Annotated in this window: 11 protein-coding genes; 4 read left to right on the top strand and 7 right to left on the bottom strand. The window is 69.0% G+C overall.

Annotated elements, in window-relative coordinates:
- Positions 1-67 precede the first annotated feature (67 nt).
- Positions 68-1984: a diguanylate cyclase domain-containing protein gene (locus ACQ859_RS06545; protein WP_431265089.1), complete on the bottom strand. Its 1917-nt coding sequence runs from the start codon at positions 1982-1984 to the stop codon at positions 68-70.
- 225 nt (positions 1985-2209) lie between these two features.
- Between ACQ859_RS06545 and ACQ859_RS06540 the strand changes: the two genes are divergently transcribed.
- From ACQ859_RS06540 to ACQ859_RS06530, 3 genes are all read left to right on the top strand, one after another.
- Positions 2210-3436, top strand: a complete 1227-nt coding sequence (locus tag ACQ859_RS06540) for a low temperature requirement protein A (RefSeq protein WP_431265088.1) — start codon at positions 2210-2212, stop codon at positions 3434-3436.
- Complete coding sequence (locus ACQ859_RS06535) at positions 3433-4410, top strand: alpha/beta fold hydrolase (RefSeq protein ID WP_431265087.1); 978 nt, start codon at positions 3433-3435, stop codon at positions 4408-4410. Before ACQ859_RS06540 ends, ACQ859_RS06535 begins: the two co-directional genes overlap by 4 nt.
- 66 nt (positions 4411-4476) lie before the next feature.
- The gene (locus ACQ859_RS06530) at positions 4477-4710 is read left to right on the top strand and encodes a hypothetical protein (RefSeq protein ID WP_431050162.1); all 234 of its coding nucleotides are present in this window, start codon (positions 4477-4479) and stop codon (positions 4708-4710) included.
- Positions 4711-4722: 12 nt separating this feature from the next.
- Here the strand turns inward: ACQ859_RS06530 and ACQ859_RS06525 are convergent, their stop codons facing one another.
- The 6 genes from ACQ859_RS06525 to ACQ859_RS06500 form a co-directional block, all read right to left on the bottom strand.
- Positions 4723-5013, bottom strand: coding sequence for a HigA family addiction module antitoxin (locus ACQ859_RS06525; RefSeq protein ID WP_431265086.1), 291 nt, complete (start codon positions 5011-5013; stop codon positions 4723-4725).
- A gap of 356 nt (positions 5014-5369) precedes the next feature.
- Entirely contained in the window at positions 5370-5903 is a 534-nt protein-coding gene (locus ACQ859_RS06520; protein ID WP_431265085.1) for an NYN domain-containing protein, read from the bottom strand.
- 165 nt (positions 5904-6068) lie between these two features.
- On the bottom strand, positions 6069-7493 hold the full coding sequence (locus ACQ859_RS06515; protein ID WP_431265084.1) for an efflux transporter outer membrane subunit: 1425 nt from the start codon (positions 7491-7493) through the stop codon (positions 6069-6071).
- A gap of 100 nt (positions 7494-7593) precedes the next feature.
- The gene (locus tag ACQ859_RS06510) at positions 7594-10857 is read right to left on the bottom strand and encodes an efflux RND transporter permease subunit (RefSeq protein ID WP_431265083.1); all 3264 of its coding nucleotides are present in this window, start codon (positions 10855-10857) and stop codon (positions 7594-7596) included.
- 121 nt (positions 10858-10978) lie between these two features.
- Complete coding sequence (locus tag ACQ859_RS06505; RefSeq protein ID WP_431265082.1) at positions 10979-12193, bottom strand: efflux RND transporter periplasmic adaptor subunit; 1215 nt, start codon at positions 12191-12193, stop codon at positions 10979-10981.
- A 57-nt stretch (positions 12194-12250) separates the two neighbouring features.
- Positions 12251-13099, bottom strand: a complete 849-nt coding sequence (locus ACQ859_RS06500) for an alpha/beta hydrolase fold domain-containing protein (RefSeq protein ID WP_431259268.1) — start codon at positions 13097-13099, stop codon at positions 12251-12253.
- Positions 13100-13324: 225 nt separating this feature from the next.
- On the opposite strand from ACQ859_RS06500, the gene ACQ859_RS06495 reads away from it, so the two are divergent.
- Positions 13325-14338, top strand: a complete 1014-nt coding sequence (locus ACQ859_RS06495; protein ID WP_431259269.1) for a LysR family transcriptional regulator — start codon at positions 13325-13327, stop codon at positions 14336-14338.
- Positions 14339-14357: the final 19 nt, after the last annotated feature.

Here is a 14357-nt window from a genome sequence, read left to right as displayed (position 1 = left end):
ATCATCGCCGATCGCCGCGAGGCGTGTGGCCGGGGCGCGGCAACGCGCGTGGCAATGGTCGGGGGCGTCAGCGCCGCTGGTCCGGACCAGGCCATCCCAGGGCCGCCCAGCCGTCGCGGCCCTGGTGCTTGGCCTGGTACAGCGCCCGGTCGGCGAGCGCGATCAGTTCCGCCGCCGGCACGTCGCCGTCGGCGACGCTGGCGATGCCGATGCTGGCGGTGATCGCGACGCCCGCCGGCCGCGCGGCCCGCACCGCCTCGATGATCTTGGCCGCGACCTGCTCGGCTTCCTCGGGCCGGTTCAGGCCTTCGAGCACCGCGACGAACTCGTCGCCCGCGATGCGCGCGACGTGGTCGCTGCCGCGCACGGCGCGCCGCAGCACGGCCGCGAAGTCGCGCAGCACCGTGTCGCCGACACCGTGACCATGGGTGTCGTTGATCGACTTGAAGCGGTCGACGTCCAGGAACAGCAGCGCCAGCACCCGGCCCTCGCGCATGTGACGCCGCTGCCGCGCCAGCGCGCCGTCCAGCGCCTGGTCGAACTCGCGCCGGTTCGGCAGTCCGGTGAGCGCGTCGGAACTGGCCAGCCGCGCGAGCTGCGCCTCCGCCTGCTTCATGACGGTGACGTCGATGGACAGCGTGAAGATGCCCAGCACGCGCCCGTCCGGTCCGGCATCGGGCACGTAGATCGAGCGCAGGTGCCGCTGCTTGCCGAGCATCGTCGAGGTCACCTCGAACTCGACGCGCTCGCCGCCCAGCGCCAGCGCCAGCTGCGCGCTGCGCTGACTGGTGCTGGCGACACCGAAGACGTCGTCGATGTGCAGGCCCAGCGCCGCCTGCGGATCGAGGCCGAACCAGCTCCGCATCGTCTCGTTGGTGTAGCGCAGCTTGCGCTCCGCGTCGATGTAGGTGATGAAGACCGGCAGGTTGTCGGTGATCGCCTTCATCCGGCGCTCGCTGGCGGCGATCACGGTCTCGGCGCGCTTGCGCTCGGTGATGTCCATCGAGCAGGCGTAGAAGCCCTCGACGCGGCCGCCGGCCAGCTCGGGCACGAAGCTCTGGTGGAAGTGCAGCGTCTCGCCGCGGATGATCTGCTCGACGTCGAAGGCCACGGCCTCGCCCTTCAGCACGCGCTCGACGAAGGGCTGCATCTGCCCGGCGCTCTCCGCGCCGCGCAGTTCGTCCAGCGTCTTGCCGACCAGGCTGCCGGGATCGGTGTGGAAGACGCGCCCGACCTCCGCGTTGGCGAAACGCAGCCGGCCCTTCGCGTCGTAATGGCTGATCAGCGCGGGCACGTTGTCGGCGATGCCGCGCAGCCGCTTCTGCGTCCGCAGCAGGTCGCGCGAGCGCAGCAGCACCTGCGAGGTCGCCAGCACCGTGAACAGCGCGAGCATCGCCAGGCCCGCCAGCATCAGCAGTTCGGTGAAACCGGCCTCGCGGGACAGCCGCTCGCTGATCGCGGCCCGCTCGGCGCGCAGCGAGGAGGTGAGCTCGCCCAGCAGGTCGCGCAGCTCGTCCATGTGGTGCAGGCCCTGGTCGCCGAGCACCAGTTCCAGCGCCTCTTCATGGCGGCCGGAATCGTTCAGACGGATCGTCTGGTTCATCTCGGTCATCTTGAGCTGGACCAGCTCCCGGACACGGGCGAGGCGGGCCGCGTGGGCGGCCTCCTCGTCGCGGGCCAGGACTTCCTCCACGCGGCGGTCGAGATTGCGCACGGCATCGCGATAGGGCTGCAGGTAGCTGGCGCGTTGCGTCAGCAGATAGCCGCGCTGGCCGGTCTCGGCATTCAGGAGGTCCTCCGTCAACAGGACCATGGCCGACAGGACGGTGTTGATGCGGTCGGCGCGGCGCAGGTCGTCGAGCGTCGCGCGGGCGCGCACGGCCAGCAGCGCGACGATCGCCGCCATCGCGAGCAGCGCCGCCATCAGCAGCCCCACGCCGCGACCGAGGCGGGTGCGGTGGATCGGCTCGGCGGAGGAACGCATGCGACGGCTCGGGCGGGTCGGTCTCGAAGACGGGAAGCATGGCGCGAACGCCACGCGCGGCACGCGACGACGCGCGAAAGCGCGCGATCAAACGCGAACTCGACCGGCGGTGGCGGCGGCTGGGCCGGCGGGCAATGGCGGCGATTATGGGGATGGCCGTGCGATTGCCGTCAAGCCAGCATCGGCCCCGGTGGTCCGGCGGTGCCCGCATGCGACAGTCCGGGGATGCCCCCGATCCCGATCCCGCTCCTGCGCCAACCCGACCCGCACGGCCATGCCAAGGTCAGCTTCGTCGAGCTGTTCTTCGACCTCGTCTTCGTCTTCGCCGTCACGCAGCTGTCGCACACGCTGATCGGTCATTTCGCGCACGACGGCGTCACGCTGACCGGCGCGCTGCAGACCGGTTTCCTGATGGCGGCGGTCTGGTGGGTGTGGATCTTCACCTCCTGGGTCACCAACTGGCTGGACCCGGAGCGCCTGCCGGTGCGGATCTGCCTGTTCGCGATGATGCTGGCGGGGCTGCTGATGTCGGTCTCGCTGCCGCAGGCCTTCGGGGAACGCGCGCTGATGTTCGCGGCCTCGTTCACCGCGATCCAGGTCGGGCGGACGCTGTTCTTCCTCTGGGCGGCACGCGGCGCCGACGCCGGCCTGGTGCGCAATTTCCAGCGCATCGGGGCGTGGCTGATCGTGTCGGCGACGCTGTGGATCGCCGGCGCGTTGATCCCGGCGCTGCGGGTGCCGCTGTGGGTGGCGGCGCTGGCGATCGAGGTCGTAGGACCGTCGGCGGGCTTCTTCGTTCCGGGTCTGGGCCGCTCGACGACGGCGGACTGGACGATCTCCGGCGGTCACCTGGCCGAGCGTTGCGCGCTGTTCGTGATCATCGCGCTGGGCGAGTCGCTGCTCGTGACGGGCGCGACCTTCGCGGAGGAGCCACTGACGACGATGAGCCTGCTCGCCTTCCTGGTGTCCTTCGCCGGGAGCATCGCGCTGTGGTGGCTCTACTTCGACACGACCAACGACTTCGCGACGGGCCGCATCACCCACAGCGATGACCCGGGCAGGCTGGCGCGGCTGGCCTACACCTACATCCACCTGCCGATCGTGGCGGGGATCATCGTCAACGCAGCAGCGGACGAGTTCGTGCTGGCGCATCCGGACGGCCACACCGACCTGAAGACGGCGCTGTGCCTGCTCGGCGGCGTGGCGATCTACGTGATCGGCGTGGGGCTGTTCAAGCGGGCGGTCGTCGGGCGCTGGCCGTGGTCGCACGGCGTGGCGGTGATCGTGCTGGCGGCAGCCGGGCCTTTCGTTCACGACTGGCCGGCGGTCGCGACCAGCGCCTTCGCCTGCGCGGTGCTGGTGGCGCTCGCGGCGTGGGAGCGGCGCTCGCGGGCGATGTGTCTCGTTCCCGACAGCGGGAACGAGGACGACGCGCCTAGCATCGGCGCATGAGCGCGCCCTCCTCCATCGCCGCCTCCGTCGGCTCCTCTGCCTTCGCGGCGGACTTCACCGTCGAGCCGCATCCGGCCGATGCCCTGTTCCCCGCGTCGACGCGACGGCTGTCCGTGGAGACCGAGCCCGGCGTGCGCATCCATGCGCGCGTGTGCGGCGAAGGTCCGCCGCTGCTGCTGATCCACGGGCATCCTCAGACGCTGGTGATCTGGCACCGCGTACTGCCGACGCTGGCGGCGCGCTTCACCGTCGTGATGCCGGACCTGCGCGGGTACGGCGATTCCTCGAAGCCCGCGGGCGACGAGGACCACGGCAACTACAGCAAGCGTCGCATGGCGCTGGACCTGATCGCCGTGATGGGCGCGTTGGGTCATGTGCGGTTCCGCGTGCTGGCGCATGACCGCGGCGCGCGTGTCGCACACCGGATGGCGGGGGATCATCCGAATGCGGTCGAGCGCCTCGCGCTGCTGGACATCGCGCCGACGCTGGCAATGTATGAACAGACCACCGAGGCCTTCGCGCGGGCGTACTGGCACTGGTTCTTCCTGATCCAACCAGCGCCGATGCCGGAGCGGCTCATCGAGGCCGACCCGGCGGCGTACGCGCTGGACGTGATGGGCCGGCGGCACGCGGGCCTGTCGGCCTTCGATCCGCGCGCGTTCGCCGAGTACCAACGCGCGCTGGCAATGCCTGGCACCGCGCACGGCATGTGCGAGGACTACCGCGCCGCGGCGGGCATCGACCTCGAGCACGACCGCGCGGATCGCGAGGCCGGCGCGACGCTGGCGATGCCGCTGCGCGTGTACTGGGGCGCGCAGGGCGTGGTGGCGAAGTGCTTCGACCCGCTGAAGGAATGGCAGCGCGTCGCGGCCGACGTCGACGGCGGCCCGCTGCCCTGCGGTCACTACATCCCGGAGGAAGCGCCGGACGCGCTGCTCGCGGCGGTGATGCCGTTCCTCACCGAGGGGCTTTGAGCGAAGCAGCCGCGAGGCCCGTTAGGCTGCACACATTGCAGTGTCCGACGTGGACGGAGTGACGGGATGAACAAGCTGGTGGCGCTGGGGCAGTTCCTGGGCGGAGCGGTCCTCTGGATCGCGGCGGTGGTGGCGGGCTACAACGCGATCAAGCCGCTGATCGGCGCCGCGGAGGGCGCAGGCGCGCCGGCGGGAGCCGGCGGGGCATTCGTGATCGTGCTGCTGCTGGCGGGGATCGGGACGTGGCTCATGCGCGCGGGCTGGCGCCGGTTGAGGGCGCGGGCGGGTGGGCATTGCTGAGCGGCTGTCGGCTCAGGCTGCCACAGCCATCGGACGGATCTCGCGCTTGATGATCCGACCCGCAGCCTTCTCGGCGAGTCGCAGGTCGTAGGCGGATTGAAGATTCAGCCAGCCCTGCGCGTCACTGCCGAAGTAGCGCTCCAGGCGCAACGCGGTGTCCGGAGATACCGAGCGCTGTCCGCCGACGATCTCGCGCAGCCGCGAGTACGGCACGTGCAGAGCCTTCGACAACGCATGGACGTTGATGCCCATGGGCTTGATGTAGTCCTCCAGGAGGATTTCGCCGGGGTGGATCGGGCGCATTCCGTTCCTGAACATTGCTCACCTCGCTCGCCTTTGGTCGACGTGATCACTGTCGCGCCATCCACGCAAGGTATCGATCGAACCCCTGTCGCTCAACGAGCGGAGTTTGCAGAAGGACCAGGACGCCCACCTCATTCTTGCCACAGTGCTGACTGGAATCATGAAGACGCAAGATCGGTGGATAGGCAAGAAAGAAGGGTGAACTCGCATCTCTTCGCATCCGGAGGGCTATCTACGTCCGCGGCCAGCTGAGCGGGTGCGCGGAGAAGGGATTTGAATGATCCTTGGTAAATAGTTGTCGCCATGCGTCAACTTCTCCCATCAGCTCATTCACGCGCACGCGTCGCCGTCGCGACTCACCTGGCGATCGCCGGATAGAGATCGTCCATCCACACCACCTCGTCCGCGTAGGACTGGAGATCGGTCGACAGATTGGCCTGCAACCCACTGACCCAGACCTCCTTCTTGAGATCGGACTTGACGTACGAGATCGCCTCTTCGAAATCGCCGTCGCCCGCCGACAAGATCAGCCGGTCATAGACGTTCTGCACCGCGAGCTTGATCAGCAGCGTCGCGATCGCGACGTCCACGCCCTTCTGCACTTCGCGGTCGAACTGCACGCCGCAATCCGGGCATTGAAGATGCAGGTTCTTCATCTCGTACAGCTGGACGCGGATCTTCGGCCCGCGCGGCGGCGCTGCCTTGAGCCACGTGTGAAACGCGTTCTGCTGGTCCGTTGCCAGGTCGCGGGTGGAGTTCAAGTAGTAGCTCTCGTAGATCGGACCACCGTTGCGCTCTACCAGCTCGTTCTTGAGCTTCAGGTAATCGAACGGACGGCCGCGACCCACATTGAACAGGTAGGCGCCGTCGATGATCCAGACCGTTTTCATGCTTCCTTTCGGTTGAGGAGATTCTAGGCAGGGTTGCGCGCTGCAAGCCTTCAAGCCAGGGCAGGCCACGAAAGCAAAAAGGGCGTGCATCGCTGCACGCCCAAAGGGGCACCGGTAAAGGTCCGGTCGCATTTGAAAGGGGCCGGGTCTTGCCCGGCCCGGGGCTCAGGCCGGCGTGGTCCAGCCGCCGCCCAGGGCGCGGACGAGTCCGACCGTCGCCTGGTACTGCGCGGCCTGCACCTGCAGCGCCGCGCGGCGGTTGCGCAGCTCACTGCGGCGCGCGTCGAGCAGGTCGAGCTGGCTGACCAGCCCGTTGCGGTAGCGCGAGTCCGACAGCGCCGTCGCCCGCGTCGACGACTGCACCGCCTGCCCTTGCACTTCCGCCTGCTGCGACAAGGTCTGCAGGCCGACCAGCGAGTCCTCGACCTCGCGCAGCGCCTGCAGCAGTTGCTGGCGGTAGCTCGACATCGCAAGGTCCAGGCCCGCCTTCGCCGACTCCACGCCCGCCTTGCGGCGGCCACCGTCGAAGATCGGCAGCGACAACAGCGCATCCACCGACCACGCGCGCGCCGACCAGCGGAACACGTCGCTCAGCTCCGGCGACGCGTAGCCGCCGTTGGCCGTCAGCGTCAGGCTCGGGAACCACGCGGCCTGCGCCACGCCCACCCGCGACTGCGCCGCCAGCAGACTACGCTGCGACGCGGCCACGTCAGGGCGACGCGCCAGCACCGTGCTCGGCAGACCCGAGGGAATCGACGGCAGCGGCGCGAGCGCCGTGTCTTCCGCCACCTTGAAGCCCGAGGCGGGCTCACCCAGCAGCACCGACAGCGCGTTCTCCAGTTCGGCGCGACGGCGGTCCAGGCTGATCGCCTCGGCTTCCGTCGAGGCGACTTCCGTCTGCACGCGCGCCAGGTCCAGTTCGGCGACGTCGCCCGCCTGATAACGACGCTGCGTCAGTGACAGCGTCTCGCGGTAGGCCGCGACGGTGTCGCGGACCAGTCGGCGTTCCTGGTCGGCGAAGCGCAGCGCGAGGTAGGTCTGCGCCACATCCGCCTGCACCATCAGCCGCGTGGACTGCAGCAGCGCTTCACGCGACTGCGCGTCCAGCGACGCCGCACGGGTCGCCTCCGACAGACGGCCGGAGAGATCGACCTCCCAGCTCGCGCCCAGGCCAGCGTTGTAGACCGTCGAGGCGGCCGGGCCCTGGCCCGCCACCGTGCCGCGCGAGGCGCCGGCGCTCGCGCCGACCTGCGGCAGGCGATCCGCATTCGTGCTGCGCAGCAGCGCGCGGGCTTGCGCCAGTCGCGCCACGGCGCCTTGCAGGTCGTTGTTGTTGACCAGCGAGCGGCGGATCAGATCGTTCAGCGTCGCATCGCCGAACGCCAGCCACCAGTCGCCACGCGGCTCGGCATCGGCCGGCGGGGCCACCGCCCAGCGCGCCTCGCCCACCGTCGCGGTCGCCTGGGCGGCCTGCGCCTTGAAGGCCGCCGGCGTCGCCGGCAGGCGCGATTCGTCGATCGGCGGCGGTGTCGCGCAACCGGCCAGCACCAGGGCCGCCAGCAGCGTCGTCATCATCAGTTTCGTTTTCATGGCATCACTCCTTGGAGCCGCACGGAGCCGCTGAGGACTCCGCCGGCCCCGGAGCCCGCCGTGCGGCGGAACTCCAGGTGTCGTGGATCAGGATGGCGGGTTACTCGTGCTCGTGGCGCGGCGCGGCGGGATGCGGACGGGCATTGCCGCCCGGTCCGAAGTCGTGACCCGCGCCCTGCTCGGGCTGCACGAAGGCCTCGACGTCGTGCGGCACCTCGCCGTGCTGCTTCAGCGGCTTGTTGCCGGTCAGGCGACGCATCACCACGTAGAACACCGGCGTCAGGAACAGGCCGAAGGCCGTCACCCCGATCATCCCGGCGAACACCGCCACGCCCATCGCGTTGCGCATCTCGGCGCCGGCACCGCTCGCCAGCACCAGCGGCAGCACGCCCATCACGAACGCCATCGACGTCATCAGGATCGGACGCAGACGCAGCCGGCTTGCCTCGATGGCCGCCTGCAGCGGCGTCCTGCCGGCGAATTCCAGCTCCCGGGCGAACTCCACGATCAGGATCGCGTTCTTCGCCGACAGCCCCACCAGCACGATCAACCCGATCTGCGTGAAGACGTTGCTGTCCCCGTGGCTGAGCCACACGCCGGTCATCGCGGCCAGCAGACCCATCGGCACGATCAGGATGATCGCCACCGGCAGCGACAGGCTCTCGTACTGCGCGGCCAGCACCAGGAACACCAGCAGGATGGCCAGCGGGAAGACCCACACGCCCGAGTTGCCAGCCAGGATCTCCTGGTAGGTCAGCTCGGTCCACTCGTAGCTGATGCCCGGGGGCAGCGTCTCCGCGGCGATGCGCGCGACCGCGTCCTGCGCCTGGCCGGTCGAATAGCCGGGCGCGGCGCCGCCGTTGATGTCGGCCGACAGGAAGCCGTTGTAGCGCATCGCGCGTTCCGGACCGAAGCTCGGCTGGACCTTCATCAGCGCCGACAGCGGCACCATCTCGCCCGAGGCCGAACGCACCTTCAGCAGACCGACGTCCTCGGCACGGGCGCGGTAGGCGGCGTCCGCCTGCACACGGACCGTGTAGGTGCGGCCGAACTTGTTGAAGTCGTTGACGTACAGCGAGCCCAGGTAGATCTGCATCGTGTCGAACACGTCCGTCACCGCCACGCCCAGCTGGCGCGCCTTGGTGCGGTCGAGGTCGGCATACAGCTGCGGCACGTTGACCTGGTAGCTGCTGAACAGACCGGCCAGTTCCGGCGCCTTCTGGGCCTTGGCCATGAAGGCCTTGACCGCCGCGTCCAGCGCCTCGTAGCCGAGGCCGCCGCGGTCTTCCAGCTGGAACTTGAAGCCGCCCGTGGTGCCCAGACCCTGCACCGGCGGGGGCGGGAACATCACGACGAAGGCGTCCTGGATCTGCGCGAACTGCGCGTTCAGGTTGCCCGCGATCTCGCCGGCGGACAGGCCCTTGCCGGTGCGCTCGTCGAAAGGCTTCAGCGGCGTGAAGACGATGCCCGAGTTCGAGCTGTTGGTGAAGCCGTTGATCGACAGGCCCGGGAAGGACACGGCGTGGTCGACGCCGGGGGTCTTCATCGCGATCTCGCTCATGCGGCGGATCACGTCTTCCGTGCGGTCCAGCGTGGCGCCGTCCGGCAGCTGCGCGAAGCCGATCAGGTACTGCTTGTCCTGCGCCGGCACGAAGCCGCTCGGCACCGCCTTGAACAGGCCTACCGTCAGGGCCAGCAGGCCGCCGTAGACGATCAGCATGATCACCTTGCGGGAGATCGCCTTCGTCACGCCGCCGCTGTAGGCCTTGGCGCCGCGGTTGAACAGCTTGTTGAAACCGCCGAAGAAGCGGCCCAGCACCTTGTCCATCGCGCGGGTCAGCCAGTCCTTGGGCGCGTCGTGGCCCTTGAGCAGCATCGCGGCCAGCGCGGGCGACAGCGTCAGCGAGTTGACCGCCGAGATCACCGTCGACATCGCGATCGTCAGCGCGAACTGCTTGTAGAACTGGCCCGTCAGGCCGGTGATGAAGGCCAGCGGCACGAACACCGCGACCAGCACCAGCGCGATCGCGATGATGGGGCCCGACACTTCGCGCATCGCGCGGTAGGTCGCCTCACGCGGACTCAGGCCCGCCTCGATGTTGCGCTCGACGTTCTCCACGACCACGATCGCGTCGTCCACCACGATGCCGATTGCCAGCACGAGGCCGAAGAGCGACAGCGCGTTGATCGAGAAACCGAAGAGATGCATCACCGCGAACGTGCCGATGATGGACACCGGCACCGCCAGCAGCGGAATGATCGATGCGCGCCAGGTCTGCAGGAACAGGATCACGACCAGCACGACCAGCGCCACCGCTTCCAGCAGCGTGTGGACGACGGACTCGATGGACGCCCGCACGAACTGCGTGGGGTCATAGACGATGGAGTAGTCCACGCCTTCGGGCATGGCCTTCTTCAACTCGGCCATCGTGGCGCGCACGTTGTTCGAGATCTCGATCGCGTTCGAACCCGGCGCCTGGAAGATCGGGATCGCCACTGCGGACTTGTTGTCCAGCAGCGAGCGCAGCGCGTATTCGGCGGCGCCCAGTTCGATGCGGCCCAGGTCGCGCAGACGCGTCACCTGGCCGTTGGCACCGGACTTGACGATGATGTCGCCGAACTCCTGCTCGCTGTTCAGGCGGCCTTGCGCGTTGATCGGCAGTTGCAGGTCGATGCCCTGCAGGCCGGGCGAAGCGCCGACCACACCGGCGGCGGCCTGCACGTTCTGCTCGCGGATCGCCTGGACGACGTCGCTGGCCGACAGGCCGTGCTCCGCCACCTTCTGCGGGTCCAGCCAGATGCGCATCGAGTAGTCGCCCGAACCGAACAGCTGCACCTGACCCACGCCCTGGATCCGCGCCAGGCGGTCCTTGACGTTCAGCACCGCGTAGTTGCGGAGGTAGGTCATGTCGTAGCGGTCGTTGGGCGACAGCAAGTGCACGACCATGGTCAGGTCGGGACTGCTCTTGACCGTCGTCAGACCGAGTCGGCGGACCTCCTCGGGCAGGCGCGGCTCGGCTTGCGAGACGCGGTTCTGCACCAGCTGCTGGGCCTTGTCCGGGTCGGTGCCCAGCTTGAAGGTGACCGTCAGCGTCATCAGGCCGTCGGTGGTCGCCTGGCTGCCCATGTAGAGCATGCCTTCGACGCCGTTGATCGATTCCTCGAGCGGCGTGGCCACCGCTTCGGCGATGACCTTCGGGTTGGCGCCAGGGTACTGCGCGCGGACGACCACCTGCGGCGGCACGACTTCCGGGTATTCCGAGATCGGCAGCACGCGCACGGCGAGCAGCCCGGAAACGAAGATCAGCACCGACAGCACACCCGCGAAGATCGGGCGGTCGATGAAGAATTTGGAGAGATTCATGTCAGTCTTTCAATTCGACTGGAGAAAACGGCAAAGGGTCCCCCGCGGGCGGCGTCGCGCCGCCCCGAAGGCTGTCCGTAGCCCCAGGGGGACAGGTCTTGCCCGTCCCTTCGGGATCAGGTCAGGACTTGTCCGCCTTGGGGGTGCCGTCCTTGGCCTGGATCTCGGCCTTGGCGTTCATCGGGACGATGGTCGGAGCGACCAGGGCACCCGGGCGCACCCGCTGCAGGCCGTTGACGACCACGCGTTCGTTGGCCTTCAGGCCCGACGTGACGACGCGCAGACCGTCGACGTTGGCGCCCAGCAGGACCTCGCGGTAGCTCAGCGTGTTGTCCGCGCCGACCACCATGACGAAACGCTTGCTCTGGTCGGTGCCGACCGCGCGCTCGTTGACGAGCACCGCCGCACGCGTCTTGGACTGGCCCAGGCGGATGCGGGCGAACTGACCCGGGATCAGCGCGCCGTCCTTGTTGTCCAGCACCGCGCGCACGCGCACCGTGCCGCTGCGGGCATCGACCTGGTTGTCGATCAGCTGCAGCTTCCCGGTGAACGGCGTGTCCGCGGTGGCCGCGGTGCCGATCTGGACCGGGATGCTCGACAGGTCGCCCGAGACGGCGCCCTTGCCGCTGCCGTGCAGCTCGCTCAGCGCGCGGGCGACGGTGCCTTCATCGGCATCGAAGCTGGCGTAGATCGGGCTGACCGAGACCAGCGTCGTCAGCACCGGCGCACCCGGGCCGGCGGCCACGAGGTTGCCCTGCGTGACTTCCAGCTTGCCGACGCGACCGGCCACCGGCGCCTTCACCTGCGTGTAGCCGAGGTTCAGCCTGGCCGACTGCAGCGCGGCCTGCGCGGCGCGCAGGTTGGCGTTGGCTTCATTCGACGCGTTGCTGCGCTCGTCGAGCTCGCGCTGCGCGATGGCGCGCTCGCTCCACAGGCGGGTGGACCGCTCCAGCTCGCTCTTCGAATACGTGACGCGGGCCTGTGCCGCCAGCACCTGCGCCTCGGCGCGGTCGACCTCCGCCTGGTACGGCGCGGGATCGATCGTGATCAGCAGCTCGCCGGCCTTGACCAGCGCCCCTTCACGGAAGTGCACCGACTGCACGGCGCCGGACACGCGGGCCCGGACGTCGACGCGCTCGACCGCTTCCAGGCGGCCCGAGAACTCGTCCCACGCGGCCACTTCCTGGCTCGCGACGGTGGCGACGGAGACGGGGATCGCCTGCGGCGCGCCCGGCGGCTGATTGGCGACCGCCTGCTGGCTGTGCAGACCGACGACGAGGGCCCCGACGACCGCGGCGACGGCGGTGAGCGAGGTGGCAAAGATCTTCTTGTTCATGGTGAGGTGCTCCGGTGACGGGGGTAGACGTTGGGAGTTCTTTGAGGGCTCTTGGGGTCAGGCGGGTTGCAGTCGGCTCTTGCCGGCCGGTGGGATCAGGGACAGGAAATCGGCCAGCTTCTGGCGCAGGGCGCTCGCCCAGGGCAGCTGGAGGGCGGACAGCGAGGGCAGCTTCATCAGGCTGCAGGGCCAGCCGCTCGGGCCGGCGATCAGCGCCTGCTGCACGTCGACGCCGGCGCGCTTCATCGCGCGGGCATAGGCGAGCGCCTCGTCGCGCATCGGGTCGTCGTCGGCGCTGACGACCAGCGCCGGCACCAGGCCCGACAGGCGGCCGGTGGCGGCGGGGGCCGCGTAGGGGTGGTCGCCGTCCTCGCACTCGCCGAGGTAGGCGCGCCAGCCGTGCATCCAGCGGCACTCGCCGTAGCCGGCATCGGCCTGGCGCAGCGAGGCGGTGCCCATGCAGGGATTGAGCATCGGTCCGATCAGGATCTGGCCGGACAGCTTGCGGTGGCCCTGGTCGCGCGCCATCAGCGCCAGCGCGGCGGCCAGGTTGCCGCCGGCCTCTTCACCGGCGACGATCAGCGGCGCGCCCTTGCCCGAGAGCTTGGCCCGCGCCTTGTGCACGCCGGCCAGCAGCGCGTCCAGCGTCTTCAGCGCGGTGGGGAACACGGTCGCCTCGCCGGTCGGGTAGTCGACGTCGACGACGACCGCGCCCGCGTCCGCCAGCAGTCGCGAGACCAGTTCGCCGCTGTCCAGGTCGCCGCTCGTGAAGGCGCCGCCGTGCAGGTGCATGACGACTGGCGCGTCCTTGCGGCGGGCGGCGCTCTTGTACACGCGCACCGGCACCACGCCGTCGCCGGCGGGCAGGAGGTCGTCGTGGCAGGAGGTCAGCGGCAGCGCGTCCATGGCAGGGCCAAAGGCCTGCTCCCCGTGGGGGCAGACCGGTCATGTTGCAATGCAGCGAAATTTAGACAACGGACGCCGTCCGATAAATAGCCCGGGACGCGCTTCAGCGTTTCATCGACGAAACAATCGATCGGGCAGGATGGCGACCTCGCGCGCGCGCAGACGCGCCGTTGTGTCGGAGAAGTCGCGGCAAGCCCGCAGCAGTCAGGGTCAAGGGGTTCAAGGATGGACAAGCTCAATGCCATGCAGGCTTTCGCGCGCGTCGTGGAAGCGGGGACGTTCACGCGGGCGGCGGAATCGCTGGACCTGCCCAAGACCGCGGTGACGCGGCTGATCCAGTCGCTGGAGGACCACCTCAAGGTCAAGCTGCTGAACCGCACGACGCGGCGCGTGAGCGTGACGCCCGATGGCGCCGCGTATTACGAGCGCGTGACCCGGCTGCTGTCGGACATCGAGGAACTCGAAGGCTCCGTGTCGCATGCACGCGCGGCGCCGAAAGGGCGCATCCGCGTCGACGTGGCCTCGTCCGTGGCGCGCCTGCTGCTGATCCCCGCACTTCCGGAGTTTTATGCAAGGCATCCGGACATCCAGATCGACCTCGGCGTGTCGGACCGTCCGGTGGACCTGATCGGCGACAACGTCGACTGCGTCGTGCGCGGCGGCGAGATCACCGACCAGTCGCTGGTCGCGCGCCGCATCGGCGACTGGGGCTACGGCTGCTGCGCCTCGCCGGCCTACATCCAGCAGCACGGGCTGCCGCAGCATCCGCTGGACCTGGAGTCGGACCAGCATCACGTGGTCAGCTATTTCTCGACGCGCACCGGCAAGCGCTTCCCGTTCGACTACAGCAAGAACGGCCAGCGCTACGAGATCTACGGCCACTACAAGGTGTCGGTCAACGACGGCAACGCGTACATGACGGCGGGGCTGACGGGGCTGGGCGTGATCCAGGCGCCCTACTTCATGATCAAGCCGCACATCGACGCAGGCGAACTGGTGCCCTTCCTCTGCGACTGGGAGTCGGATCCGCTGCCGCTGTACGTCGTGTACCCGCCGAACCGGCACCTGAGCACCAAGCTGCGCGTGTTCGTCGACTGGATCGCGGAGCTGTTCGAGCGTCATTCGGTCTGGCAGAAGCAGCTGGTCGCGAGCTGCGAGGCCAAGCGCAACGAGTCGGACGAGGCATACATTCCGCTGGAACCGAATGCGGCGAAGCAGGCGGTACTGAGCGCGGCGTGAGCCTTCACGCCCTGACGAC

It is taken from the genome of Roseateles chitinivorans (assembly GCF_050632235.1).
Classification (GTDB): Bacteria; Pseudomonadota; Gammaproteobacteria; order Burkholderiales; family Burkholderiaceae_C; genus Roseateles; species Roseateles chitinivorans_A.
Note: the sequence above shows the minus strand (reverse complement) of the source record. Positions and strands in the feature narration are given on the sequence as shown.